This is a genomic window from Desulfitibacter alkalitolerans DSM 16504, assembly GCF_000620305.1.
GTDB classification, from domain to species: domain Bacteria; phylum Bacillota; class DSM-16504; order Desulfitibacterales; family Desulfitibacteraceae; genus Desulfitibacter; species Desulfitibacter alkalitolerans.
In genome coordinates, this window is the sequence record NZ_KK211105.1 from 132,395 (window position 1) to 157,528 (window position 25,134).

Here is a 25,134-nt window from a genome sequence, read left to right on the forward strand (position 1 = left end):
TATTAATCTCTATCTTTTCACAAAGAGTATAGTAATTACTGGTAAATTTAATTATACTAATTATGTCTTTATTAATACTTTTCTTTCTTAGGGGGGCTTGATGTGCAGGTAATTATATCCCATTTAAATTTAGACTTTGATGGTCTCGCTTCCATGGTAGCTGCCGGGAAGCTATATCCCAAGGCAAAAAAGATACTGCCTGAAAGGTTGAGCCTTTCAGTACAGCAATTCCTTGCCCTATATAAAGATAGTATGCAGCTATTCTCACCGCGGCAAATAGACTGGCATCGGGTTGAGGAGGTAATCATAGTAGATACTGGTGGCCTTGACAGGGTGGGCTATTTTAAAGATTATCTCAAGGAAGCTAATTTAATTATCTATGACCATCATCAATCTTCCAGCGGGAGTAATGATAGAATAGTTTTTAAAAATATTGACAGTGTTGGCGCAACAGTAACCCTTTTAATTGAACAATTACAAAAAAACAATATAACTATATCTGCCTTTGAGGCTACAATCATGGCGCTTGGACTCTATACTGATACAGGGTCCTTCTGTTATGCAAACACAAGCTCAAGGGATTTACATGCTGCAGCCTATTTGCTGGAAAAGGGAGCAAATCTGGGAATTGTCTCTAGATTTTCTGAAAGGCCCTTACTAGGGGAGCAACAGAACCTCTTTAACTCTTTAATGGTAAATAGTACAGAATTCAACCTGAAGGGATTAGACATACTAATTGCCTGGCATAGGCAAAAAAACTTTCAGGGGGGTCTATCTCTCTTGGCCAGTAAAATTTTAGAGGTAACAGGTGTACATGCCCTTTTCCTGGTTGTGGAAATGTCCAACAAGATTTTTGTAGTTGGCAGATCAAATACCGACATGATTGACATTCAGACAATAGTTGCCCAGTTTGGAGGTGGTGGACACTCAAAAGCCGCCTCTGCCTCTATCAAAAATGGAAACTATCTAGAAATACTGGAAACAATAAAAAGCCTTATAACAAAAACCCTTAAACCTTCCATATATGCTAAAGACATTATGAGCAGCCCTGTAAAAACAGTTTCGCCTGAGACAAGCATCGAGGAAGCTGCAAAGATTATGCTCAGATATGGTCATACTGGTCTGCCAGTAGTTAAGGATAGTGAGGTAATAGGGATAATATCCAGACGGGACGTGGATAAAGCAGCTCACCATGGGCTGGGGCATGCCCCTGTTAAGGGATTCATGAGTAAAAATGTAATTACAATATCTAAGGATACCTCAATGGAAGAAATTCAAAACACCATGATTGACCAGGATGTGGGAAGGCTTCCGGTTATAGAGGATGGAAAACTTATAGGGATTGTTTCCAGAACTGATGTATTAAACTATTTACATGGTGAAAATATTAAAGGCAATGAAATCAGCACAGTTTTGCCCGTACCCATTGAAAAGAATGTTCAAGATCTGCTGGAAGATAATATTCCTCCCAAGCTTTTAAAGATAATAAAGCACATTGCAGCTGCAGCTGATATTTATGATTATAAGGTTTATATGGTGGGAGGTATAGTGAGAGATCTGTTGCTGGGCTACCCCAGTGAAGATATAGATATAGTTGTAGATGGTGATGCAATTGAATTTGCAGAATTTCTTGCTAAAAAATGGGGAGGCAGGGTCACAAGCCACAAAAAGTTTGGCACTGCCAAGTGGAAATTAGAAAATGGAGTGAACATAGACCTGGCTACTGCAAGAAGAGAATACTATGACTATCCTGCAGCCCTTCCAACTGTGGAAAGGTCAAGTCTCAAAGAGGATTTATATAGAAGGGATTTTACCATCAATGCCATGGCCATTAAGCTTAGCAATTTAAATTATGGAGTCTTAATTGACCATTTTCATGGCTACAGGGATTTACAACAGGGGAAAATTCGTATACTCTATAACTTGAGTTTTGTAGAGGATCCAACTAGAATTCTCAGGGCTGTACGCTTTGAACAGAGGTTTGGCTTTGCCATGGATTCTCAAACCCTGGAGCTTGCACAAAACTCAGTAGAACTCATTGAATCTGTGTCAAACCCCAGAATAGCCAATGAGCTAAAGATCCTTTTCAGAGAGACCAATGTGGTTAATTCCATAAGGAGATTAAACTATCTACGCATCTGGTACCACCTTTTTGGTTTTGATATTAATCAGGCCAAGCTTACCCAAGTAGCTACTCTGGACAAAATCTACAAGAAACTAGGGAAAAGTCTTGATGAGGGTATTGCCTGGATTTGCTATTTGGGGGTAATCCTATATAATACAGATGAATGGATAGACAGATTAAATAGATATGCACTAAATAATTTTGACAGGAAGGTTATCAAAGATATTGAATACTCTAGGAATATATGGATTAAGCTTAGTAACGGCCAAAAGATTACACCGGGTTTCTTACATAAAATTTTCAAAAAGACTTCCTTTAACGCCATACTTTTTATGGCTACTGTGGAGCCCACCTGTTATAATAATATGATGATAAACTATCTAAAGCAGCGTACAGGTCTTATCATCCCCATCCAGGGCTTGGATTTAAAGGATATGGGAATAAAACCAGGTCCTATTTATAAATTAATTCTTGCTAAACTAGAAGAAGCTTATTTAGATGGGAAATTTAGGGATAAAGATGGAGCAAAAAGGTGGGTGCGTGAATATCTTGCTTCAAATGGGAGGGAATAAGTTATGTTTTTTGGTTCATTAGAAGGCTTTCTGCTGGGTATACCAGCAATTCTAATTGCAATTACCTTACATGAATATGCCCATGGAAAAATGGCTGCCGTATTAGGTGATCCTACTCCACAAGCCCAGGGCCGACTAACCTTTAACCCTTTAAAGCACTTGGATGTTATGGGCTCCTTAATGTTAGTTCTAATTGGCTTTGGATGGGCAAAGCCTGTTCAGGTTAATCCCTTTCATTTTAAGATTGATAGGGAAAAGGGGATGATGATTGTAGGACTTGCAGGACCTGCAATGAATTTGCTTATTGCAGTTTTTGCTGGGATAGGCTACAACCTTTTTGGTTCTATAACAGTTCCTGGAACAGGAGTGACCTTTGGCCTGTTTTTTAGCTATTTAATATGGTTTAATGTTATGCTGGCAGTGTTTAACATGATACCCCTGCCTCCCCTTGATGGTTCCAAGGTGCTTATGGGAGTAATTCCTAAAAGAAAACTGACAATATTCTACACTTTAGAGGCTTACGGGCCTATTATCCTGCTAGTACTATTATTATTTGGATTTATTGGCCCTGTTATAAGACCTATAATACTATTCATAATTGATTTTATTGTTCGGATCACTTCCTTTGGTATATTTTAACGTGACTATTTTACCTGGTCATCGCTTCCATTCTAATTACAGTAAAAGGAGAAGATGCATATGTTTAAGGGAAGAATTTTAAGCGGTATGAGACCGACTGGCAGTCTGCACATAGGTCATTTAAGTGTATTGGAAAACTGGGCAAAACTCCAGGAGGAATATGAATGCTTTTTTACAATAGTTGATTGGCATGCCCTTACTACAAGCTTTAATGAAACAGAGAGTATACAAGAAAATATTCATGAGATGGCTCTTGATTGGTTAAGCGTTGGAATAGACCCAGAAAAAAGCTGCATCTTTGTACAAAGCCATGTTAAACAGCATGCAGAGCTGCATTTGCTTTTTTCCATGATAACTCCCCTATCATGGTTAGAAAGATGTCCCACATACAAAGACCAGGTACAGCAGCTGAGCAAAGAAGGCAAGGACATTGCCACCTATGGCTTTTTGGGCTATCCCTTGCTGCAGGCTGCAGATATTCTAGTTTACAAGGCAGATACTGTTCCAGTGGGTGAGGATCAGCTCCCCCATTTGGAATTTTGTCGTGAGATAGCAAGGCGTTTTAATTATTTATACAAAAGGGAGATTTTTCCCGAGCCCAGGGCAGTTCTGGCAAAGGTTTCACTTCTTCCTGGACTGGACAAGCGCAAAATGAGCAAGAGCTACAACAACTATATAGCAATTAATGAAGCCAAGGATGCATTACAACAAAAGGTTAGGCAGATGGTTACAGATCCCAGCAGAATCCACAAAACTGATCCTGGCAACCCAGACATTTGCGTTGTTTCTACTTATCATGGAATATACACCCCAGACGAAGTGACAGACATTCAAGAGAGCTGCAAACAGGGAACCATTGGGTGTGTTGCTTGCAAGAAAAAGCTGGCTCAGCAAATGGAGGTTGCACTAGCCCCCTACAGGGACAAAAGGGACTATTATGCACAAAGACCTGGATTAATCAAGGAGATCCTGCAAAATGGCAAGGAAAAAGCTGAAGCAAGGGCTGAAGCTACATTACATGAGGTTAGAAAAGCTATGCATTTGTAATAACAGGCCCTACCTAATCTCCATAAGCTTAAGGGTGATATAAATGGACTATAAGGTAAATCTAGAGTGCTTTCAAGGGCCGTTAGACCTGCTGCTCCATCTCATTGAAAAACAGGAATTAAACATTTATGACATACCAATATCAGTAATTACAGATCAGTATCTGTCCTATATAGAGAATCTGGATGAGCTTAATCTTGACTTTGCCTGCGACTTTCTGGTAATGGCAGCTACCCTGCTGTCTATTAAAGCTAAAATGCTTCTGCCCAAGCCTAAAAGGGAAGTAATCCATGAGGAAATGGAAGAAGATGATCCAAGGAATACCCTTGTCCAACATCTGCTTTCATACAAAAAAATCAAGGAGGCAGCCCAGATTCTCAAGGATATTGAGAGACAGCAGAGATTAAAAATTGCCAGGCCCATTGACAAAGAACATTTTATTAGTGTGCTTTTCCCGGATATGCCTGTGATTGGTTTAGGTATGGATGAGCTTTTAGGAGCATTGGAAAACCTCCTTAAAAAGTCAGAGCCTGAAAAGGCTCACATTATTCAAAAAAAACAGTACTTTATTAAAAACCAGATGAATGCTATATTAGCAGCCATTAAAAGCAGGAAACGATTGCTTTTTAGAGAATTGTTCGTTTCTCGACCTAGTGTTTTAGAAATAATCGTTACATTTTTGGCTTTACTTGAGCTTTCAAAGCTGCAAAAGGTCAGGGTTGTGCAGGAGGATGTTTTTGGGCAAATTACAATCCTGAAAAATTAGAAAACAAGGGAATGTTTTAAATGGTCCTTTTCTTTAAAAATGAAAGCAAGGGTATTCTAGAATCACTGCTATTTGTTGCAGCAGAACCTCTTACAATAGGCAGGTTGGCCCAGATAACTGAGATGGATGAGGATGCTGTAGAAGAGCTTTTAAAAGAAATTCAAGAGGAATACACAGCTCCCCATAAAGGTTTATTGATTGAAGAGGTTGGAGGGGGATACAGGATTATAACGCGGCCTGAATATGTAGCCTATGTGGAAAAGCTCTATAAACCACAGATTAACCCCTTGTCCCAGGCCGCCCTTGAAACCCTGGCGATTATTGCCTATAAACATCCAGTAACCAAGGCAGAAATTGAGACTATCAGGGGAGTAAAAGCAGATAGTGTGGTGGCAACCCTGCTTGAAAGGGGCTTAATAGAAGAGGTTGGCAGAAAAGATGGGCCAGGCAGACCTATCTTATACGGAGTTACAAAAAAATTCCTCTACTATTTGGGTCTTAATGACTTAAAGCAGTTGCCTCAGATAGACGGTCTTTGGGAAGTTCAAAAAACTTAAATATTGACGCATATAATTTTCAGTGGTGGGAAAAAGTAGAAATGCAGCCTTTTCGAGGTGGTACTCATGACTTGGATATTAATAGAAGTTTTTTTATTAATATTTGTTTTCTCCGCCATTATTTTTATTTTACCCATCAAGCTTGGGGTTAATTTTATAAAGGATGGGGAAAATGAAGACTTTTATATAAAGATCTGCATCATCCCTGGAATATTTAGTTTTCAAGTGGAAATGCCCTTGTTTAAAATCCATCTTAATGGATTTTTCCCTGCTATTCTGTTTCAGGCTGAAACAGAGGGTACAAGTGGTCAGCCAATTCATAAGGCCAGGGTCTATGTTGAAAAACCATGGTTTAACCTGAAAAGGCTAATAGAGATATCTCCCTTTTACAAGGCCGGCATTCTCCTTAGACTTTTTAAACGTATATTTAAAGTAAACAAAAAGTTTTTTAAAGAAATAGTCTGCCAGAGACTTATTTGGAAGACTAGCTTTGGATTTGGAGACCCTGCCTTAACTGCCATGTCAGCAGGAGGCATCTGGGCGGCTAAAAGCATTTTTTATATAAATTTACAGAATAATGTCCAGGTGAATTTTCATAAGCCTGTTTATGAGGTTAATCCAATTTTTAATAGAAGGGAATTCCAGGTTGTTTTTGACTGTATATTTACCTTTCGATTTGGCCATATTATTACGGCAGGATGTAAAATCTTGATTATTTCTGTAAAATCATTTTTTGCCCAAAGGGGGTAAATCACTTGTCGGAACATCCTATTGAAGCTTTAATGAAAACAGCAATGGAAAGTATCAAGGAAATGGTGGATGTAAATACTGTAGTTGGGGACCCAGTGGAAACTCCTGATGGGACCATAATTATACCTATTTCAAAATTAACATGTGGGTTTGCTGCTGGCGGTGGAGAATATGCCAGCGGAGGGGATGATGAGAAGAAGGGTAGTGAAAATGTCCCCTTTGGCGGTGGAAGTGGTGGTGGAATTTCTCTGGCACCTATGGGTTTCCTGGTGGTTGGAGGAGGACATGTAAGACTTTTGCCTGTGGATGGCAATAATGCTGTCATTGATAGGGTAATTGATATGGCTCCGCAAATTGCCAGTCAGCTGCAAGCCTTTTTCAAAAAATCCAATAAAGAAGAAATTAAAGAAGAAACGCTTTACCAAGGAGGGGTATAAAACCCTTCTTTTTTAATTAAAAAATACATTTTTACAAAGGTAGATAATACTGCATTTACATTAACCATGCTCTAAGTTCTAAATTTGGACATAGTTTCATAGATTTATTTTAGAAAGCTGTCCAAGGGGAGTGAGCTAATGGTTAATTTAATTTGGCTTTTTTTACTTTTATCGGGCATTGTGGTGGCAGCCATAAATGGAAACATAGAGATAGTGACAAAGGCTGCCCTGGAATCTGCACAAACCTCTGTAACCATAGCACTGGAGCTCATAGGTATAATGGCACTTTGGCTGGGTGTTTTAAGAATTGCCCAGGATGCCGGGTTGGTAAATGCAATGGCCAGGCTTGTCAGGCCTTTAACGGTCTTTTTGTTTCCCTCAGTGCCCAAAGATCACCCTGCAATTGGTGCCATTGTCATGAATCTAAGTGCTAATATTATGGGCCTTGGAAATGCAGCAACACCCTTTGGCTTAAAAGCCATGCAGGAGCTGCAAAAATTAAATAAAAATCCCCAAGAAGCTACCGAGGCAATGTGTACCTTTTTAGCCCTCAATACCGGCTGTATCACCTTAATACCTGCAACCATTATAGGCATTAGAGTTGTGGCAGGGTCTGCTAACCCTGCTGAAATTGTTGGTACAACTATCTTTGCTACAGCGTGTGCAATGATAGTTGCTATAATTGCAGACAGGATTTTACGTCATAGATACAGAAAAAAATACGGAGGCTAAAAGATGTTTACAGATATTATTAACATTATTTCTAAATGGGCTATTCCCTGTTTATTGTTTTTCATACCATTAATAGGCTATTTGAGGGGTGTAAGGGTTTATGAATCCTTTGTATCGGGGGCTAGTGAAGGCTTTTCTACAGCTGTTAAGATAATTCCCTTTCTAGTAGGGATGCTGGTAGCCCTGGGGGTTTTTAGAGCCTCTGGAGCCATGGATATGTTCGCCGCTGCACTAAACCCTATCCTGACCCTCTTACATGTCCCTGCAGAAATAATTCCCCTGGCTATTATGAGACCTCTATCTGGTGGAGGGGCCCTTGGGATAGCTGCTGAGCTAATAGGAGCCTATGGGCCTGATTCTTTCATAGGAAGACTTGCATCCACCATGCAGGGAAGCACAGACACTACCTTTTATGTATTAACTGTATATTTTGGGTCGATTGGAGTTATACGCTATAGATACGCCCTGACCCTGGGATTATTAGCTGATGTAACTGGCCTTATAGCCTGTATATATATTGTAAATCTAGTTTTTGGATAAAACTAAGAAAGCATGGATATTAAAAATGTCCATGCTTTTTAATAATTTGCTATTTATATATAGATATTTCTAATGATTTATCTTAAAATGAGAAATATTAAAGTCATCAGGCATTGATAAAGAGGTGTTAGTATGGAAAGACTCCAAAAATTCCTTGCAGCAGCCGGAATTGCTTCTAGAAGGAAAAGCGAAGAACTTATACAGCAGGGAAGAGTTAAAGTAAATGGCCAGGTTGTAACAACTTTAGGTGCTAAAATTGATCCAAGCAGGGATAGAATACATATAGACGGAAAGCCATTAGATACCAAGGAGGAGCCCGTATATATCCTTTTAAATAAACCAAAGGGCTACATTAGCACTGTTAGGGATACCCATGGCAGGAAGACCGTAATGGACCTGATTCCAAAGCACATGGGCAGATTATATCCAGTAGGCAGATTAGACTCTCAAACAACAGGTCTCCTGCTCCTTACAAATGATGGAGAGCTTACCTACAAGCTTACCCATCCAAAACATGAATTCTCTAAAACCTATCGCACCTTAGTAAAGGGAAAAATTACTCACGAAGCAATTAATCAACTAGAGCAGGGTATTCCTCTTGAGGACGGTCTAACAGCACCTGCAATAGTCAATGTTCTAGAAATAAAGGATGGTAAAAGTCTTGTTGAAATAACCATCCATGAAGGCAAGAATAGACAAGTAAGAAGAATGTTCCAGGCAGTTGGTTTTCCAGTACAAAACCTAAAAAGAATATCCTTTGGCTTTTTGAATTTAAAGGGAGTGTCCCCTGGTAAATTTCGAATGCTAACTTCCTATGAGATAAATAATCTAAAAAGATCGGTTTTATAGGGTTTCTTTTTAAAGGTTTTGGTAATACTACACTATGAGGTAGAGATTTCTAAGTGTGTATAGGAGTGACTTACCAATGCCTAGATGTTTAAATTGTGGTAACACTAATAGATTTGTAAGCAGTCAAATAGTTTCTTCCAGGAGGCACCATGAGCCCCATGGACTAGCTGGCCAATTTTCCGATGATGGAGGTATAGTTCATTTGGAAAACAATAATGCACCACTGGAATCTTATAATGAAGCGTGGCAAACTCCTGAGAAATATTTTGACACATGCCATAATTGTGGGAGCCAGAACCTTTTATGGTAGGACTTTTATATTAAAAGCTTATAGGTCTTTTATCCTCAGTTTATAATTAAACTGGGGATATTTATATTGTGGCCATTATTTAAGGAGGAAAATATTTCTTTATATAGAAATAAGATTGAAGATAGAATGGGAGAAAGGTGGATACAATGGTTAAAAAGTATGTAAATGGCGAAATAGCGGAGACAAGCTTAAAAGTAAGGATTAGATTGGACTTTAAAAGCGAAGTTAAAAATAAATTATTTGGAAATAAAAACCTTATGAAAGCCGCTGAAGAGGCCAGGGAACAGCATGTTGCTCTTTTACGTAATGTGCCTTTTCAGGGGGTTAAGGTAGAAGATATTGATCTTGGGATGGAAATTTATGTGGTATTTGATGAAAATATGGGTGAAGATGTTGCTTATGCACCTGTTTTTTTGACCCTAGAAGCAGACTCCTTTGAGGATATAGTTCGTTTCATAATGAGAGATGAATTTAGAAAAATTGAAATAATTGAACCTCAGGAAATTTTTATGACCAAACAGGATGCGGAAAGATTGTTATTTAAAACTAATACAGAGTTACGAAGTTACAGGAATGCTCTGGACAAAAAATATAACTTAAGATAAAATACAAAGTTAAGAAGGAATTCTTAACATATTCTAGAATTTAATACTTTATATGATTTTTTTGGTAATCTTAAATACATAAGGGAGGTAATGTTTAAATTGGCAAGGATGTATTATGATAGTGACGCTGACCTAAGTTTGTTAAAGGACAAGACAATTGCAATCATTGGATACGGTAGTCAGGGACATGCTCAGGCACTTAATCTAATGGAAAGTGGAATGAAGGTTGTAGTAGGCTTAAGGGACGATGCTCGTTTTAGAGCTGAATGGGAAGAGGCAGAAAGCAAGGGCTTAACTGTACTCCCTGTTTCCGATGCTGCTAAACAAGGAGATTTAATTCAAATATTAATTCCAGACGAAATTCAATCTGTTGTTTACGAAAATCAGATCGCCCACAACCTTGAGGAAGGCAATGTATTAATGTTTTCCCATGGTTTTAACATTCATTTCAAGCAGATTGTACCTCCTGCAAATGTAGATGTGATCATGGTTGCTCCCAAGGGGCCTGGCCATTTAGTTAGAAGAACTTATGAAGAAGGCAAGGGTGTACCTGCTTTACTTGCAGTATACCAGGATTATAGCGGCAAGGCCAAGGACATAGCTTTAGCTTATGCTAAAGGCATTGGAGGCACAAGAGCTGGCGTAATAGAAACCACCTTTGAAGAAGAAACTGAAACAGACCTATTTGGTGAACAGGCTGTTCTGTGTGGTGGTACTACTGAACTTGTAAAGGCAGGCTTTGAAACATTAGTTGAAGCTGGCTACCAGCCAGAAATTGCATACTTCGAATGCTTACATGAATTGAAGCTAATTGTTGATTTGATGTATGAAAGCGGCCTGGCAGGTATGAGGTACTCAATTAGTGACACAGCTCAATTTGGTGATCTTACAAGGGGAAAAAGAATAATAACACAGGAAACTCGCCAGGAAATGAAGAAAATATTGGCTGAAGTTCAAAATGGGGAATTTGCTAGAGAATGGATTTTAGAGAACAAGGCCAATAGACCGGTATTTAATGCTCTAAATGAGAAGGATGCTAGATGTGAGCTTGAGGTTGTAGGAAAAAAACTCAGAGATATGATGCCCTGGCTTAAAAAGTAATAGACAAAAGTGAAAGGATAAAACCTTTCACTTTTTTACACTGCGAACACAAGGAGGATACAAAGTGAAAATAGTTAGATTTTGGGATGGCAATAAAGTATCTTATGGCTCACTTGCAGATGATTTTATCCGGCCTATTGAAGGAGATCTGTTTGGTGAGTATGCCATAAGCAATAAAAGTTTAGGTATCAATGAGATTCAACTGCTAGCACCGTGTGAGCCCACAAAAGTTATATGCATAGGACTTAACTATTATGATCATGCAAAGGAAATGAATTTACCTATTCCTGAAGAGCCTATAGTATTTTTAAAACCATCTTCAGCTGTTACTGGCCCTGGTACCAATATAATTTATCCTCATCAATGCACAAGGATGGATTATGAAGCAGAATTAGCAATAATAATGGGAGCTGTAACAAAGAATATTGAGCCTGAGGATGCACTAGATAATGTTTTGGGTTATACTTGTTCCAATGATGTCACTGCAAGAAATCTCCAGCCCAAGGATGGTCAATGGACCCTGGCTAAATCCTTTGACACCTTTTGTCCAATAGGACCCTGTATAGCTACTGACATATCAGCAGACAATTTAAGTATTAAGCTCATGATAAATGGTGAAATTAAGCAAAATAGCAATACTTCCCAGATGATATTTTCCATACCATTTTTAATAAGCTATTTAAGTAAAATCATGACCATTTTCCCTGGTGATGTGATAATAACTGGAACTCCTCCAGGGGTTGGACCCATGGAACCTGGAGATACTGTTACTGTAGAGATTGAGAACATTGGAAAGCTTACTAATGTTGTAACACTCAAATAAAGGATGGTTTTTTCGTGAAAAAAGTTGCCATTGTAGGTGGTGGAGCTGCAGGATTAATGGCTGCAGTAGGTGTTTTAGAAAAGGAAGCAGTCCCAGTTATATTCGAAAAAAATAGGAGGCTGGGACTTAAGCTTCTTATTACGGGAAAGGGCAGATGTAATCTTACAAATGACCTTGAAATTCCTGAATTTGTAGAAAACTTTCCTGGTAATGGAACCTTTTTATATAGTTCCCTTTATAATTTCAGCAACCATCAATTATTAGATTTTTTTGCTGAACTTAACGTTCCAACTAAAATGGAAAGGGGAGGTAGATTTTTCCCCGAGTCTGACAAGGCTGGAGACGTTGTGGGTGCCCTGACAGATTATATAGTTAAAAAAGGTGCCCAAATCAAATATAATACCAGGGTTGAACAGTTGTGGCTGGAAAAGGGAAAGCTTCAGGGGATAAAAGCAGGCGGCAATTTTTATAGATTTACTTCAGTAATAATTGCTGCAGGTGGACTATCTTACCCTAAAACAGGGTCTACAGGTGACGGGTATAAATTAGCAAGAGAAGCTGGCCATACCATTGTAGATCCCTTTCCATCATTAGTACCTTTAAAAACCAAGGAAAAATGGGTTGCACAGGTTCAGGGATTGACTCTAAAGAATGTTCAAGTTACAGCTTTTTGGCATGATAAGGAACTTGGGAGCGAGTTTGGCGAGATGCTGTTTACCCATTTTGGTGTTTCTGGACCCATTATCCTTAGTTTAAGCAGAACTATTGTCCAAACATTAAAAACAAAGGGGGGGCCAATAAAAATAAGGATTAATCTTAAGCCTGCACTTGATTTTGCTCAATTAGACGCCAGGCTGCAGAGGGTTTTTTCAGAGTTCTCTAAGAAACAGTATAAGAACACCCTTGACAGTTTGTTTCCAAAGAGTCTTATTGAGCCAATAATTTTATTGAGTGGGATTGATCCCCATAAGCCAGCCCATCAGATATCAAAGGAAGAAAGAAGCCGTCTTGCCAATTTGATTCAAAGCCTGGAGTTAACTATTATAGGATTTAGTTCCTATGACGAGGCTATAGTTACTGCAGGAGGTGTTAGTGTTAAAGAGGTAGATCCATCAACCATGGAATCAAAAATATTGAAGGGTTTGTTCTTTGCAGGAGAAACCCTTGATATAGACGGATATACTGGGGGCTACAATTTACAGGCTGCTTTTTCAACAGGATACCTGGCAGGTCAATCCGCCGGAGAATATACTGGTGCCCACATGCATAACATTTAGAAAGGATGTGTTATTAGGAGGGTACTAGTTTTGAAGAAACTAAAAATTTTATTCATTTGTGTGTGCCTTTTAGTAATTGCCATCTATTCTTTGGCTAACTTTGAGTGGTATTATTATGTATGGGATACTATATACTATGAAAAAGCTCAGGATGCTTACCTTACTCAGTTTCCCCAGGCTAGAGAGGTATCAGCAGAAAATAATCATTTAGTTACCATAACATTAAAAAGCTCAGATTTTTTTTCATTACCTTATGCTAAAGTATATGTTAACCATCAGCAAATATCTGATTTAAGGGATGGTCAGATTACCCTAATTGTGAATCATGGAGATAAAATCTATTTAGACACGAGCTTTTATAACAGAGAGCTTGATTTTGAAATTGCAGCCACATCCGGGAGCGTTGTATATCCTGAAGCAGGTGAAAAATTTACCCTGCTTCCACAGAATAATCTGTTAGGGGAAGTAATAATTAACAGGCCATGATAGGAGTGATACCATACCATGAAAATAGGCAGTAAAAAGGTTGCATCGGTGGCTATCAGATTGGCCATTAGTGAAAGCCGTCAGGAGGAAGAAGACCTAAAGCTGGCATTTAGGGAATTAGGAATAAAGGCAGCAGCAGTAGATTATGGTGGTGAATATATAACATCTATCAAAAAAGTCATTGAAAGAACCGTTGTAGCTGCCAAAAGAGAAGGTATAATTAAGGATACCCATGCTGATGAAGGTGCAATAGCTGGGGCTACAAGAGAAGCTTTGTCCCAAATAATGCCCAAGGCTATAGGATTAAATGTTGGAGGTAAAATAGGAATAGCCCGTAAGGAAGACCATATAACTGTGGTTGTATTTTTCGGCATTGGCCTGGTTCATTTAGATGAAATTGGCATGGGTATAGCCCATAGGGCGGTACCATAAGATGCATGTACGAGGAATAAGAGGAGCCATTTCTGTTAGAAAGGATACTCCAGATGAGGTTTTGTCTGCAACAAAGCAGCTTTTATTAGAAATTGTAACAAGAAACCAGATTGAAGTGCAGGATATAGCCAGTATCTATTTTACTGTAACACAGGACTTAATTAGCTGTTTCCCTGCAGCAGGTGCAAGAGAGCTAGGCTGGACCTTTGTTCCACTTCTTTGCAGTGTGGAAATACCTGTTATCGGTAGTGATAAGAAATTGGTTAAGGTTTTAATGCATGTTAATACACTTAAAAAACAAGAAGAAATCATACATATATATTTAAAAAAAGCAAAAAGACTACGTCCAGACTTATCAACTATATGATATAATTTGTGGAGTACATTAGAACTACAGCGCTTGCGAAACTAAGGAGGCATTTAAGTGGTTATTGTAATGGAACCTGGTTCTTCTATTGAACAAGTAGAGAATATAAAGAACAAGCTCCAAAAGGCCGGTTTCCAAATTCACATAATTCCCTATGGCACATCAAGGATAACCATAGGGGTTATAGGAGAGGTTGCAAGACAACAACTCGAGGATATGGCCATTAAGGCCATGCCTGGTGTTGAAAAAATATTTTATATATTTAAGCCATATAAGCTGGCTAGTAGAGAGTTTAAATCTGAAGATACAATAATTCAGGTTGGAGATGCAGTAATAGGGGGAAAACAGATTCAAGTAATAGCAGGACCTTGTGCTGTTGAAAGCGAAGGACAAGCCCTGGAGACAGCTCTAGCTGTAAAAAAGGCTGGTGCCACTCTTTTTAGGGGTGGTGCCTTTAAGCCAAGAACATCACCCTATTCCTTTCAAGGATTAGGAGAAAAGGCCCTGCAGATTTTGGCCATGGTGCGCAAAGAAACTGGGCTTAGTGTTGTTACTGAGGTTATGGATACAGATACCTTGCCCCTGGTGGCAGAGTATGCCGATATTCTTCAGGTAGGCGCAAGAAATATGCAAAACTATCAGCTGCTAAAAAAGCTGGGTGAATATCGAAAGCCCGTATTACTAAAAAGGGGCTCTAGTGCTAGTGTTGAGGAGTGGCTTCTGGCTGCAGAATATATTCTTGCAGGAGGTAATTACCAGGTAATTCTATGTGAAAGAGGTATTAGGACCTTTGCCAATAGTACTAGATATACCCTGGATTTAAGTGTGGTGCCCCTAGTCAAAAGCTTAACTCACCTGCCTGTTTTAGTAGATCCAAGCCATGCTACTGGTAAATGGCAGCTGGTGCCCCCAATGTCAAGGGCAGCAATTGCCGCTGGTGCTGACGGAATAATTGTGGAGGTTCATCCCAATCCGGAGGACGCCCTCTCAGATGGAGCCCAGTCCCTGACCTTTGAGAACTTCAACAGCATGATGCACGATATAAAATCAGTAGCAAAAGCAGTTGGAAGGGAATAATCTTGTCATAGAGAAAAAGCTATTGGAGGTTTATAAATGGCTAACGTTGCTATAGATGGTCCTGCTGGTGCTGGTAAAAGCACTGTGGCAAGACTCCTTGCCCATAAGCTGGGATATGTATATATAGATACTGGTGCTATGTATAGAGCATTGACTCTTAAGGCCATTGAAAATAATATAGACATGACTGATGATCAAGCAATGACAAATCTTGCAAATAATACTGTAATTGAATTACAGCCAGGAGACCCACAAGAGGTTTATTTAGATAATAGAAGGGTCACTGATAAAATAAGAAGGCCTGATGTATCTCAGCATGTATCTTTGGTTGCCCAGCATCAGGGTGTTAGAGAAAAATTAGTGGCACTTCAACAGGAGATTGCTCTTTTAAATAAGGTAGTAATGGACGGAAGAGATATTGGCACAAAGGTGCTGCCAAATGCCAAATATAAGTTTTTCCTTGATGCAGATATTGCAGAAAGGGCTGAAAGAAGATATAGGGAGCTGTCAGCTGGTGGTTATCCTGTTACCAGGGAAGCTATTAAAGATATGCTGTTATCACGTGACAGCCAGGACACCTCTAGACAGTTTTCACCCTTACTAAAAGCAGAGGATGCAATATTAATTGATACCACATCCCTTTCAGCAGAAGAGGTTGCCGATAAAATGTATGCAATTGTTAAGGGAGGGTAACAATTATGCTATATTCTTTTGCTAAAGCAATTTTTTTATTTATTTTTAAATATTTTTGCAGGTGGAAGGTTGAGGGTGTTGAAAACATTCCTAAAGAGGGGCCTGTAATTATTGTTTCAAATCATGTAAGCTATTGGGACCCCATAGTATTAGGTGTTGCAGCACCCAGGCGCTTACATTTTATGGCCAAGGCCGAGCTTTTTAAAATCCCCATTCTAGCTCAAATAGTCAAAAGCCTTGGAGCATTTCCCGTTGATAGAAAAAAATCAGATAGGGCTGCGTTAAAAGCAGCCATGGAAATATTGGACAGGGGAGATGTTTTAGGAATGTTTCCGGAAGGTACAAGAATTAGAGATGCAGAGCTTGGGGAGTTTAAAATGGGAGCAGCCATGATAGCAGCCAAGACTAATGCTCCACTTGTCCCTGTAGCCCTTATAAACACACCAAATATTTACTCCAGGGGGTTTTTTAGACCTTTTAAAGTAGTAATTAAAAAACCAGTGCATATTGCAAAAAAAGAAGCCCAAAAGATAACATCACAGCAGCTTGAACAAGTATCCAATGATATTAGGCAGCAAATTTTATCAATTTTGCAGGATTCTAAAGATTTTTAACGAAAGATAAATAATGTTTGAAAAAATGCAGCACAATAATAAGGGAATTATTCACAGGAGTTGTAAGAATTTGTGGAAATAATTGTTGCTAAAGAAGCTGGTTTTTGTTTTGGGGTAAAAAGAGCAATTGAATTGGCATATAATCATATAGAAGATAACAATACATATTCCTATGGTCCATTAATACATAACCCGCAGGTTATTGCAGACCTGGAAGCAAAGGGAGTAAAGTATGTTACAGATATAAGCAGCTTAAAACCTGGAACAAAGCTCATTATTAGATCCCATGGAGCAGGACCACAAATTTTTGAAGAGGCTCAAAAACTGGACATTATTGATGGTACATGTCCCTTCGTATCAAAAGCACAGAAAATTGCTCATAATCTATTTAAGGATGGTTATAATGTTGTAATTGTGGGAGATAAAAATCACCCAGAGGTTCAAGGAATCAAGGATTGGGCCCAATCTGCTTACGTAGTTGCTAACCTTGATGAGGCAAATACACTGCCTGAAATGGACAAGGTTGGAATTCTGGCTCAAACAACTTTACCAGAAAAGCTTTTTTTAGAAATTGTAGAATTCCTTCAGGGCAAGGTGAGAGACATTAAAGTACACAATACCATCTGTCGTGCTACACATTTGCGACAATTGGCGGCCAAGGAACTGGCACCCAAGGTAGACTTGATGGTTGTGATAGGGGGATACAATAGCGCAAATACTGGCAAGCTTGTTGATTTATGCCAAAAGATGGGCACCTCTACAATTCATATTGAACATGCTCATGAATTAAAGGCAGACATGTTAAATGGAATTAAAACTGTGGGGGTAACTGCAGGCGCTTCAACCCCAGATTGGATTATTGAGGAGGTAGTTTTGAAAATGGTTGAATTTAGCGATGAACAAAACAAAGAAGTACAAAATGAAACAGTAGTTGAAAATGCTGGTGATGCGGCATCTGCTGTGAATGAAAAAGTTGAAACACAAGATGATGTTAATATTTCATCTGTAGCAACTTTTCAAAAGGGTGATATAATAACGGGTAAAGTTGTACAGGTGGATGAGGAGCAAATCCTTGTTGATGTTGGTGGAAAGTCTGAAGGAATTGTTCCAAAGGGAGAAATTTCTGCCACGGGAGATGGTGTGGACTTAAAGCCTGGCGATGAAATAGAGGTATTTGTAATTAAGCCTGAAAATGAGGAAGGTCATCCCATATTATCAAAAAGAAGAGCTGACAGACGTAGAGCCTGGGAAACCATTGAGGATGCCTTTGAAAATAATACTGAGTTAACAGGCAAGGCTGTTGAGGTTGTCAAGGGCGGTATTTTGGTGGATATAGGCATTAGAGGTTTTGTTCCAGCCTCTCTTGTGGAAAGAGGCTATGTAGAAAACCTTGAAGAATATATTGGCAAAGATCTTAGACTAAAGATTATCGAATTAGATAAGACAAAAAACAAGGTAGTGTTATCTCAAAAGGCAGTTCTAGATGAGGAATTTGACAAGCAAAAGCAGGAAACCTGGGATAACATAGAAGTTGGCCAGGTTAAAAAGGGTATTGTAAGAAGGTTAACAGACTTTGGTGCCTTTGTGGATATTGGTGGTGTTGATGGATTACTACATGTGTCTGAAATTTCTTGGGGCAGAGTAGATCATCCCAGGGATGTTTTACAGGAAAACCAGGAAGTAGATGTAATTATTCTAGGGGTTGACAAAAATACCGAAAAGGTTTCTTTGGGATTAAAGCAGCTGCAGGAGAATCCATGGAAAGCTGCCGCTACTAAATATCCAGTTGGTTCAATTGTGAAAGGCAATGTTTTGAGAATAGCTCCCTTTGGGGCATTTGTGGAGATAGAGCCAGGAGTTGAGGGATTAGTTCATATATCCCAGCTTTCTAATGACCATGTAGAAAAAACAGAAGATGTTCTTTCTGTAGGGGATGAGGTAGAAGTTAAGGTTCTTAGTGTAGATACTGAAGCACAGAGGATGAGTTTAAGTATTAAGGATGCACAACCTAAAAAACCTGCACCTCAAAAGAAAAAGGAAGAGAGAAAAGAGGAATATGTTACTACCAATGATGGTGGCTTCACCATTGGAGATTTATATGGGGATTTGTTAAAGGGTAATGGAGAAAAAAAGTAGACTGCAAAGAAAGCTAGAACACATAGAAAACACCCTTAAGTTTTCCGATGGACCAAACTCTCCCGGCTTTGAGGATATTTATCTTATTCATCAAGCTTTGCCAGGAATAGATTGGCATGATCTTGATACTAGTCAAATTCTATGGGGAAAGACCTTGTCTTTCCCCATGATTATTAATGCCATTACTGGCGGACCGCTAGAAACTGAAGAGATAAACAAGAAGCTGGCATTAGCGGCTTCAGAGTTTTCCCTGGGCATGGCAGTTGGTTCCCAAACAGCTGCCCTGGAAGATTCCTCAACTATGCGTACTTTTAAGATAACCCGTAAAATGAATCCTAAGGGAATCCTGATAGCCAATGTTAGTGCCAATAGTTCCTATACTAATGCAGTAAAAGCAGTTGAAATGATTGAGGCAGACGCTTTACAATTACATATTAATACTGCTCAGGAAATCTTCATGGACGAAGGTGACAGGCATTTTTCCCATCTTGGTGATAATATATGTGAAATAGTTTCAAGATCTCCCGTTCCTGTCATAGTAAAGGAAGTGGGCTTTGGGATTTCATTGGAGTGTGCCCTTAAACTATCTAATATGGGTGTTGAATGGGTAGATATAGGGGGGTCAGGTGGCACTAATTTTATAAAAATTGAAGCAGCAAGAAGTGAGGAAGAATATGCCACCTCATTAACAAGCTGGGGCATACCAACTGCTGCAAGCTTACTAGAAATCAAAGGTAGCAATTTGCCATTAAAGGTCATTGCATCTGGTGGTATTAGAAATGGCCTTGATTTATTAAAATCCTTAACATTAGGTGCTGTTACTGGCGCCATTGCCGGTCCTTTTTTAAAGGCGGCATTAAAGCCAGGAACTGATGAAATCAATAAACTTGTTATGCATATTTGTAGTGATTTTAAAAAAGGAATGCTCTTGAGTGGGTGTAGAAATATAACAGAACTTAAGAAAGCACCTATTATTATAACAGGATTTATAAAAGAGTGGTTGAGTGGACGTAATAGCCTATAAAGATAGGCTATTTTTTTACAATAAAATTTTATTACTTAAAGGAATTTTGTAATGATAAGCAGAATTAATTTTAATAAAACTAATAAAATAATGATTATAAGATAACTTGATGGTAATAATTAACATATTATTATTAGATATTTATATTTGCAATCTAAAGTATTATATAATATAGCTGGCTTGTTGTTTAACGTATTACACAAGGAATTCCCATGGAAGGAGGGGTTTAACTAAAAAGTAATTCATATCCTAACCAGAATCAAAATAAGGAGGTAATAATGTGCGTTTAGCAACAAAAATTTTAATTGGTCTTGTTGCAGGTATCATTGTTGGTTTATTTATGCAGGGGGCACAGGATATTGCAGTAACATACATTAAGCCCTTTGGCGACTTATTTATCCGTTTAATCATGATGATCATTGTTCCCTTGGTTTTATCTACATTAATAGTTGGTGCCGCTAGTACTGGTGATCTTAAGAAATTAGGAAGAATGGGCGGAAAAACCATTGCCTATTATCTTACCACCACAGCAATTGCAGTAACAATTGGTATTATTTTTGCAAACATATTTAAGCCAGGTAGAGGATTAACATTACCAGTAGATGCTGAGTATGCAGGCCGTGAGGCTCCCCCTATCTTGGATGTTTTATTAAATGTGGTTCCAAGAAACCCTGTGCAAGCAATGGCAGACGGTTCTATGCTGCAGATAATTGTATTTGCATTATTTGTTGGTATTGCAATCTCCATAGTAGGTCAAAAAGCTGCCCCTGTTAAGGCTTTTTTTGAAGGTTTCGCAGAGGTAATGTATAAGATTACTGGAATGGTTATGCAGGTAGCTCCCTACGGTGTATTTGCTCTTATAGTTCCGGTAGTAGCAGCCAATGGGCCTGCTGTTTTATTACCTTTAGGCAAGGTTATAGGAGTTATGTATTTAGCAGCTATAGTTCATGTACTGATAGTCTATACTGCAGTTATCAAAGGATTTTCCAATCTTACCCTGCCTGAGTTTTACAAGGGAATTCTACCTGCACAAGTTATTGCCTTTTCAACCTGCAGCAGTGGTGCTACTTTACCGGCTACTATTAAGTGTACTGAAGAAAATCTTAAAATATCTAAAAGTACAACAAGCTTTGTTCTCCCCTTGGGTGCTACAATTAATATGGATGGTTCAGCCATCTATCAGGGTGTGGCAGCACTATTTGTTGCTCAGGTGTATGCTTTAGATTTAACACTTGGTCAGCAGTTGACCATAGTCTTGACTGGAACATTAGCATCTATTGGTGCAGCAGGAGTTCCAGGTGCTGGATTGATTATTTTAACAATGGTATTGGCTTCAGTTGGTCTACCAATGGAAGGTATAGCCTTAATTGCTGGTATTGATAGAATTCTAGACATGGCTAGAACTACTGTCAATATTACAGGTGATGCTGCTGCTGCCGTATTCATTGATGCAACCGAACAAAAGTATGATACACCGGCGTCTAATGTTGATGATAAATCACTATCCATATAAATTTGAATTTATTTTAAATTTGATAAGGATTTACCGCAACCTCATCTAACCTAGTTAGGTGAGGTTTTTTGTATATTAGCATAAAGCAAGGGGAAATATAAACAAAGAAAAATAAAAGGAAGGGAGTTATTAATTTGGAGAGATTTCCAATAGGTATGATACTTCTAATGATTGTGGCAGTCCTAATATATTTTGGATTGGCACAAAGGATACTTGATAGAATGAGGTTAACTGATAAAGCTGCTCTTGTTATTGTGGCTGTAATATTTCTGGGTAGTTTTATTAATATTCCCATACCCTTTGCTAATATTGAAGGGTCCATTAATGTTGGAGGTGCAATAGTACCTATAGGGGTAGCAATATATGTTTTATCCCGTGCAGGAACAAGCAAGGAGGTTGTTCGTACTCTATTTGCCATTGCAGCAACGGCAGGAACAGTATACTTTTTTAACAGCTATGTTTTGGCGGCTGACCCCTGGCAGACCGGCAGGGATATTATTGATCCCCTTTATATTTATCCAATAGTTGCAGGTACTATAGCTTACATTGTAGGAAGATCAAGAAGAGGGGCATTTATCGCTGCAACATTAGGAGTTTTAATACTGGATATAGTAAACTTTAGTGTCCTTCTTGCCACCGGTATTAGAGGAACAGTTGCAGTTGGAGGCGGAGGAGCCTTTGATGTGATAGTACTATCAGGTCTATTTGCAGTTTTATTAGCTGAGGTAGTTGGGGAAACCCTGGAAAGAATACAGGGAGGTCCACGCACAGAAGGAAGGTCCAAAGAGCTAATTAAGGGTCTTCAGGATATAGAAAGTCCAGCACCTGCAAGAAAACCTACTGAAAAAGATTATGACCCACTTGTAATGGGAGGTGAAGAAAAAGATGAGAAATAGATTAACTGTAATTGCTGCCGTGTTATTACTATTTTTGACAATCAGCTTTAGCCCTTCAGGATTGAATGCTGGTTTGATTGAAGAATTAGACTTTCACTCCAGCGCACACGAACCCTTTGAAATCTATAATGAAGATAATGAATTATTATCAGTAATGGCAAGGGTTGTCCAAGTTGGTGATGAGCTTATTGCCTTTGATGATAAACATTATAGAATAGACAGGGTTGAAGGCAGAAAAGCTTTTGCAGTATACGTGGGCAAACATGATATACAACCCATGAAGCTATCAATGGTATCAAGCTTACCTGCTCAACAAGAAGGTGAAGGAAATAATGTAATTGCAATCTACCATACTCATAGTGATGAATCCTATGTTCCTTCTGATGGTACAGAAAGCATACCTGGGTCAGGCGGGATATTTGATGTAGGTGAAGTTTTTACCCAGGCTTTAGAAGAACAAGGATTTACAGTTATTCATGATTTAAGGGCACATGAGCCCCGTGATGCCCAGGCATATAACAGATCAAGGAGAACTGCAGTAGAGCTTCTAAAGCAGGGTCCATCTGTATTAATTGATGTCCACAGAGATGGAATTCCTGATCCCGAGTTTTATAGAGAAAAGATTTCTGGTATGCATGCAACCCAGATACGCCTGGTGGTAGGAAGACAAAATCAAAATATGGAAAGCAACCTGGACTTTGCAAAACATATAAAGGCTGCAGGAAATGAAATCCATCCAGGGATAGTTAGGGAAATTTTTATGGCCCAGGGCAATTACAATCAGGATTTAACCCCAAGAGCTATATTGATAGAGGTTGGTACTTACACAAACACGAAAGAGGAGGCAAAGGCGGGTGCAAAACTTTTTGCTGAAATAATGCCCGCAGTAATGGGAGTAACCCCAGGTGTCCCGGGACCACCAGATCAAGGAAGTGATTGGAGGACTGTCTTTTGGATACTGGTTCTAACTGTTATAGGAGTAGGAGGATTTCTGGTAATTAGTACTGGTAGCTGGGAGGGTGCCGTTAATAAGGCTAAACAGTTTGTCACTAAAGAATGGGCCAACTACATTGGTTTTAGGAAAAAGAATAGGACAGATAATAATGATAAGCAAGAATAACAGTTTAAGAAATGGGGGATTTCCATGGAAGAATACGGTGTAATGCTGTTGCTATCTGTTGTTCTTGGAACATTAGGAAGAATCATCTTATTAAGAACTGATTACAGACAGTACCCTGGATATCCCCATGGTTATTTAACCCATATTTCTCTGGGATTTATAGCGGCTGCCTTGGGGGCAGTAGCTATTCCTGCCCTGGCAGAAAAGGAGTTTACAGCTGTAACCTTTTTAGCACTAGCAGCGCAGCAATTTAGAGAAATTAGAAACATGGAAAGAGATTCTTTGGCAAAACTAGAGGATGGGGATATTATTAGAAGAGGCAATGACTATATAGAGGGGATAGCCAAGGTTTTTGAAGCTCGCAACTACCTTGTCATGATTATCTCCTTTGGAACAAGTATTGTAATATTTTTTACCAGCTGGATAGTTGGTTTAGCAGTGGGCGTATTATTAATCTATCTTGCAACCAGGTTAATGCAGGGACAAATAATTAGAGATATTGCAGAGGTAAAACCTGCCAAACTCCATTTTCAGGATTCTCTTTTAATGGTCGATGACATTGTAATCATGAATCTAGGCTTAAAGGCTTCCAAAGAGAAGATTTTAAAGGAGGGCTTGGCCGTAATAATAAAGCCAAAGGATGATAATGCAAGGGCCACACTACATAACCCCGGGCAAAGGCAGGCAATTGTGCACATTGCTGCAACTGTAGTTGGGACTAAAGCAGAAGTAGGGGAGCAGGAATGGACTCCATTAGCCAGAAAAAATATTGATACTGGCGTCATAGGCTTGTTTATACTACCCAACGAGCCGGACATGAAGGCTTTAATCAAAGCAGTTGAGATGTCACCTGTTCTAGAGAGTTCCAGAAGAAACATTCTTTCTACAGAGGCTGGCAAATATGCTTCTGATTAATGTAAATATATGTGTCATGGTCTTTTTCTTTGCAAAGAAGGAAGGTGAATGATATGGATGCAGGGGTTTTGATAGCTATTGTTACAACAAACCTGGATTTGGTTAGGGGAGGGGGTGCTCCAGTTTTTCTGGCAAGAGATGAAGAGGAATTAGAAAGGCTATCTTTACTAATGAGCAGAATTTTTAAAGCAATGGTACATGATTTGGAAAATGGTGTTTACCTTTTATATAGACAATAAATGAGAAATCAGGTGAAACTATGAAGATAGTTTATCATTGCTATGGGGGCTCCCATTCATCTGTAACAGCAGCTGCAATTCATTTGGGATATTTAGCTAGTGACAAGAAACCCACTCCACACACACTTATGGAGATTCCATTTTTTGACAAACAAACAGATAAGGATCATGGAAAATTTAAATTTATGGGTAGGGATGAATTAGGTAATGAGGTCTATATTTGTGGCTGCCGCGGCCTAGGCAAAAAAGTGGAGAAAAGCTTACAGGGAATTGCTAAAATAATTGATACTCCACTAGATGACATAATTTACGTGGATACCTTGAAAGGTGTTAATTTCCTGATGCGTATAGGGGGGTTTTTATCACGGAGGCTTAGATTAGTCAGGCTTGGAAGGCCTATTGTTTTAAAGGGGACTGTAACCGCCTTTAATAATTTTGTTAATATGGTGGAAGAGGTAAAAAATAAATTGCAAAATTGACTAAGACCTGGAG

At 38.9% G+C, this 25,134-nt stretch carries 29 protein-coding genes; all 29 read left to right on the forward strand.

The annotated features are described in order from the left end of the window. Window positions 1-102: 102 nt before the first annotated feature. Window positions 103-2,697: a CBS domain-containing protein gene (locus K364_RS0120270; protein WP_028309520.1), complete on the forward strand. Its 2,595-nt coding sequence runs from the start codon at window positions 103-105 to the stop codon at window positions 2,695-2,697. A 3-nt stretch (window positions 2,698-2,700) separates the two neighbouring features. After that, window positions 2,701-3,336: a site-2 protease family protein gene (locus K364_RS0120275; protein ID WP_028309521.1), complete on the forward strand. Its 636-nt coding sequence runs from the start codon at window positions 2,701-2,703 to the stop codon at window positions 3,334-3,336. Between the two features lie 60 nt (window positions 3,337-3,396). After that, window positions 3,397-4,383 (forward strand): tryptophan--tRNA ligase, encoded by a 987-nt coding sequence (trpS, locus tag K364_RS0120280; RefSeq protein WP_028309522.1) that lies wholly within the window; start codon window positions 3,397-3,399, stop codon window positions 4,381-4,383. Window positions 4,384-4,426: 43 nt separating this feature from the next. Continuing rightward, window positions 4,427-5,149, forward strand: coding sequence for a segregation and condensation protein A (locus K364_RS0120285; protein ID WP_028309523.1), 723 nt, complete (start codon window positions 4,427-4,429; stop codon window positions 5,147-5,149). Between the two features lie 20 nt (window positions 5,150-5,169). Then, window positions 5,170-5,706, forward strand: coding sequence for an SMC-Scp complex subunit ScpB (gene scpB, locus K364_RS0120290; RefSeq protein WP_028309524.1), 537 nt, complete (start codon window positions 5,170-5,172; stop codon window positions 5,704-5,706). A 66-nt stretch (window positions 5,707-5,772) separates the two neighbouring features. Then, on the forward strand, window positions 5,773-6,456 hold the full coding sequence (locus tag K364_RS0120295) for a DUF2953 domain-containing protein (protein WP_028309525.1): 684 nt from the start codon (window positions 5,773-5,775) through the stop codon (window positions 6,454-6,456). Window positions 6,457-6,461: 5 nt separating this feature from the next. Beyond that, a complete protein-coding gene (ytfJ, locus tag K364_RS25035; protein WP_028309526.1) occupies window positions 6,462-6,893 on the forward strand; it encodes a GerW family sporulation protein in 432 nt (143 codons plus the stop codon). A 138-nt stretch (window positions 6,894-7,031) separates the two neighbouring features. Continuing rightward, window positions 7,032-7,625 carry a nucleoside recognition domain-containing protein gene (locus K364_RS0120305; protein ID WP_028309527.1) on the forward strand — a complete coding sequence of 198 codons (594 nt, stop codon included), beginning with the start codon at window positions 7,032-7,034 and terminating at the stop codon, window positions 7,623-7,625. A 3-nt stretch (window positions 7,626-7,628) separates the two neighbouring features. Then, the gene (locus tag K364_RS0120310) at window positions 7,629-8,165 is read left to right on the forward strand and encodes a spore maturation protein (protein ID WP_028309528.1); all 537 of its coding nucleotides are present in this window, start codon (window positions 7,629-7,631) and stop codon (window positions 8,163-8,165) included. A 132-nt stretch (window positions 8,166-8,297) separates the two neighbouring features. Continuing rightward, window positions 8,298-9,014, forward strand: coding sequence for a pseudouridine synthase (locus K364_RS0120315; RefSeq protein WP_028309529.1), 717 nt, complete (start codon window positions 8,298-8,300; stop codon window positions 9,012-9,014). A gap of 76 nt (window positions 9,015-9,090) precedes the next feature. Then, window positions 9,091-9,324, forward strand: a complete 234-nt coding sequence (locus K364_RS25040; protein WP_035270453.1) for a hypothetical protein — start codon at window positions 9,091-9,093, stop codon at window positions 9,322-9,324. 146 nt (window positions 9,325-9,470) lie between these two features. Beyond that, the gene (locus K364_RS0120330; protein ID WP_028309530.1) at window positions 9,471-9,929 is read left to right on the forward strand and encodes a hypothetical protein; all 459 of its coding nucleotides are present in this window, start codon (window positions 9,471-9,473) and stop codon (window positions 9,927-9,929) included. A 99-nt stretch (window positions 9,930-10,028) separates the two neighbouring features. Next, the gene (gene ilvC / locus K364_RS0120335; protein WP_028309531.1) at window positions 10,029-11,030 is read left to right on the forward strand and encodes a ketol-acid reductoisomerase; all 1,002 of its coding nucleotides are present in this window, start codon (window positions 10,029-10,031) and stop codon (window positions 11,028-11,030) included. 64 nt (window positions 11,031-11,094) lie between these two features. Continuing rightward, on the forward strand, window positions 11,095-11,853 hold the full coding sequence (locus K364_RS0120340) for a fumarylacetoacetate hydrolase family protein (RefSeq protein ID WP_028309532.1): 759 nt from the start codon (window positions 11,095-11,097) through the stop codon (window positions 11,851-11,853). A gap of 14 nt (window positions 11,854-11,867) precedes the next feature. Continuing rightward, window positions 11,868-13,130: a BaiN/RdsA family NAD(P)/FAD-dependent oxidoreductase gene (locus tag K364_RS0120345; RefSeq protein WP_028309533.1), complete on the forward strand. Its 1,263-nt coding sequence runs from the start codon at window positions 11,868-11,870 to the stop codon at window positions 13,128-13,130. Window positions 13,131-13,160: 30 nt separating this feature from the next. Continuing rightward, the gene (locus K364_RS0120350; protein ID WP_028309534.1) at window positions 13,161-13,616 is read left to right on the forward strand and encodes a hypothetical protein; all 456 of its coding nucleotides are present in this window, start codon (window positions 13,161-13,163) and stop codon (window positions 13,614-13,616) included. 18 nt (window positions 13,617-13,634) lie between these two features. Beyond that, entirely contained in the window at window positions 13,635-14,048 is a 414-nt protein-coding gene (locus tag K364_RS0120355; RefSeq protein ID WP_028309535.1) for a HutP family protein, read from the forward strand. 1 nt (window position 14,049) lies between these two features. Next, window positions 14,050-14,415: a chorismate mutase gene (aroH, locus tag K364_RS0120360; protein ID WP_028309536.1), complete on the forward strand. Its 366-nt coding sequence runs from the start codon at window positions 14,050-14,052 to the stop codon at window positions 14,413-14,415. Window positions 14,416-14,472: 57 nt separating this feature from the next. After that, window positions 14,473-15,492, forward strand: coding sequence for a 3-deoxy-7-phosphoheptulonate synthase (aroF, locus tag K364_RS0120365; protein ID WP_028309537.1), 1,020 nt, complete (start codon window positions 14,473-14,475; stop codon window positions 15,490-15,492). A gap of 36 nt (window positions 15,493-15,528) precedes the next feature. Continuing rightward, window positions 15,529-16,185, forward strand: a complete 657-nt coding sequence (gene cmk / locus K364_RS0120370; protein ID WP_028309538.1) for a (d)CMP kinase — start codon at window positions 15,529-15,531, stop codon at window positions 16,183-16,185. A 5-nt stretch (window positions 16,186-16,190) separates the two neighbouring features. Beyond that, window positions 16,191-16,799 (forward strand): lysophospholipid acyltransferase family protein, encoded by a 609-nt coding sequence (locus tag K364_RS0120375; RefSeq protein ID WP_028309539.1) that lies wholly within the window; start codon window positions 16,191-16,193, stop codon window positions 16,797-16,799. Between the two features lie 72 nt (window positions 16,800-16,871). Next, entirely contained in the window at window positions 16,872-18,935 is a 2,064-nt protein-coding gene (locus tag K364_RS0120380; RefSeq protein WP_028309540.1) for a bifunctional 4-hydroxy-3-methylbut-2-enyl diphosphate reductase/30S ribosomal protein S1, read from the forward strand. Further along, window positions 18,919-19,959, forward strand: a complete 1,041-nt coding sequence (gene fni, locus K364_RS0120385; RefSeq protein ID WP_028309541.1) for a type 2 isopentenyl-diphosphate Delta-isomerase — start codon at window positions 18,919-18,921, stop codon at window positions 19,957-19,959. The genes K364_RS0120380 and fni overlap by 17 nt, the downstream gene beginning before the upstream one ends. A 280-nt stretch (window positions 19,960-20,239) precedes the next feature. Next, entirely contained in the window at window positions 20,240-21,472 is a 1,233-nt protein-coding gene (locus tag K364_RS0120390; RefSeq protein ID WP_028309542.1) for a dicarboxylate/amino acid:cation symporter, read from the forward strand. A 134-nt stretch (window positions 21,473-21,606) separates the two neighbouring features. After that, window positions 21,607-22,368 (forward strand): DUF1614 domain-containing protein, encoded by a 762-nt coding sequence (locus K364_RS25045; protein ID WP_035270460.1) that lies wholly within the window; start codon window positions 21,607-21,609, stop codon window positions 22,366-22,368. Beyond that, window positions 22,358-23,488 (forward strand): stage II sporulation protein P, encoded by a 1,131-nt coding sequence (spoIIP, locus tag K364_RS25050; RefSeq protein WP_035270463.1) that lies wholly within the window; start codon window positions 22,358-22,360, stop codon window positions 23,486-23,488. The genes K364_RS25045 and spoIIP overlap by 11 nt, the downstream gene beginning before the upstream one ends. Before the next feature lie 24 nt (window positions 23,489-23,512). Beyond that, window positions 23,513-24,403: a YIEGIA family protein gene (locus K364_RS0120405; RefSeq protein ID WP_028309543.1), complete on the forward strand. Its 891-nt coding sequence runs from the start codon at window positions 23,513-23,515 to the stop codon at window positions 24,401-24,403. A 53-nt stretch (window positions 24,404-24,456) separates the two neighbouring features. After that, window positions 24,457-24,642, forward strand: coding sequence for a capping complex subunit for YIEGIA (locus tag K364_RS0120410; protein ID WP_028309544.1), 186 nt, complete (start codon window positions 24,457-24,459; stop codon window positions 24,640-24,642). Window positions 24,643-24,662: 20 nt separating this feature from the next. Beyond that, window positions 24,663-25,121: a DUF3189 family protein gene (locus K364_RS0120415; protein ID WP_028309545.1), complete on the forward strand. Its 459-nt coding sequence runs from the start codon at window positions 24,663-24,665 to the stop codon at window positions 25,119-25,121. Window positions 25,122-25,134 lie beyond the last annotated feature (13 nt).

Excerpts from the sequence above, each read along its gene's own strand:
- K364_RS0120405 (WP_028309543.1), top strand. The coding sequence starts at position 23,513 with ATGGAAGAATACGGTGTAATGCTGTTGCTATCTGTTGTTCTTGGAACA.
- K364_RS0120415 (WP_028309545.1), top strand. The coding sequence starts at position 24,663 with ATGAAGATAGTTTATCATTGCTATGGGGGCTCCCATTCATCTGTAACA.
- K364_RS0120285 (WP_028309523.1), top strand. The coding sequence starts at position 4,427 with ATGGACTATAAGGTAAATCTAGAGTGCTTTCAAGGGCCGTTAGACCTG.
- K364_RS0120305 (WP_028309527.1), top strand. The coding sequence starts at position 7,032 with ATGGTTAATTTAATTTGGCTTTTTTTACTTTTATCGGGCATTGTGGTG.
- K364_RS0120355 (WP_028309535.1), top strand. The coding sequence starts at position 13,635 with ATGAAAATAGGCAGTAAAAAGGTTGCATCGGTGGCTATCAGATTGGCC.
- fni (WP_028309541.1), top strand. The coding sequence starts at position 18,919 with ATGGAGAAAAAAAGTAGACTGCAAAGAAAGCTAGAACACATAGAAAAC.
- K364_RS0120315 (WP_028309529.1), top strand. The coding sequence starts at position 8,298 with ATGGAAAGACTCCAAAAATTCCTTGCAGCAGCCGGAATTGCTTCTAGA.
- K364_RS0120310 (WP_028309528.1), top strand. The coding sequence starts at position 7,629 with ATGTTTACAGATATTATTAACATTATTTCTAAATGGGCTATTCCCTGT.
- spoIIP (WP_035270463.1), top strand. The coding sequence starts at position 22,358 with ATGAGAAATAGATTAACTGTAATTGCTGCCGTGTTATTACTATTTTTG.
- K364_RS0120275 (WP_028309521.1), top strand. The coding sequence starts at position 2,701 with ATGTTTTTTGGTTCATTAGAAGGCTTTCTGCTGGGTATACCAGCAATT.
- aroH (WP_028309536.1), top strand. The coding sequence starts at position 14,050 with ATGCATGTACGAGGAATAAGAGGAGCCATTTCTGTTAGAAAGGATACT.
- K364_RS0120375 (WP_028309539.1), top strand. The coding sequence starts at position 16,191 with ATGCTATATTCTTTTGCTAAAGCAATTTTTTTATTTATTTTTAAATAT.
- K364_RS25040 (WP_035270453.1), top strand. The coding sequence starts at position 9,091 with ATGCCTAGATGTTTAAATTGTGGTAACACTAATAGATTTGTAAGCAGT.
- K364_RS0120330 (WP_028309530.1), top strand. The coding sequence starts at position 9,471 with ATGGTTAAAAAGTATGTAAATGGCGAAATAGCGGAGACAAGCTTAAAA.
- trpS (WP_028309522.1), top strand. The coding sequence starts at position 3,397 with ATGTTTAAGGGAAGAATTTTAAGCGGTATGAGACCGACTGGCAGTCTG.
- K364_RS0120410 (WP_028309544.1), top strand. The coding sequence starts at position 24,457 with ATGGATGCAGGGGTTTTGATAGCTATTGTTACAACAAACCTGGATTTG.
- cmk (WP_028309538.1), top strand. The coding sequence starts at position 15,529 with ATGGCTAACGTTGCTATAGATGGTCCTGCTGGTGCTGGTAAAAGCACT.
- K364_RS0120295 (WP_028309525.1), top strand. The coding sequence starts at position 5,773 with ATGACTTGGATATTAATAGAAGTTTTTTTATTAATATTTGTTTTCTCC.
- scpB (WP_028309524.1), top strand. The coding sequence starts at position 5,170 with ATGGTCCTTTTCTTTAAAAATGAAAGCAAGGGTATTCTAGAATCACTG.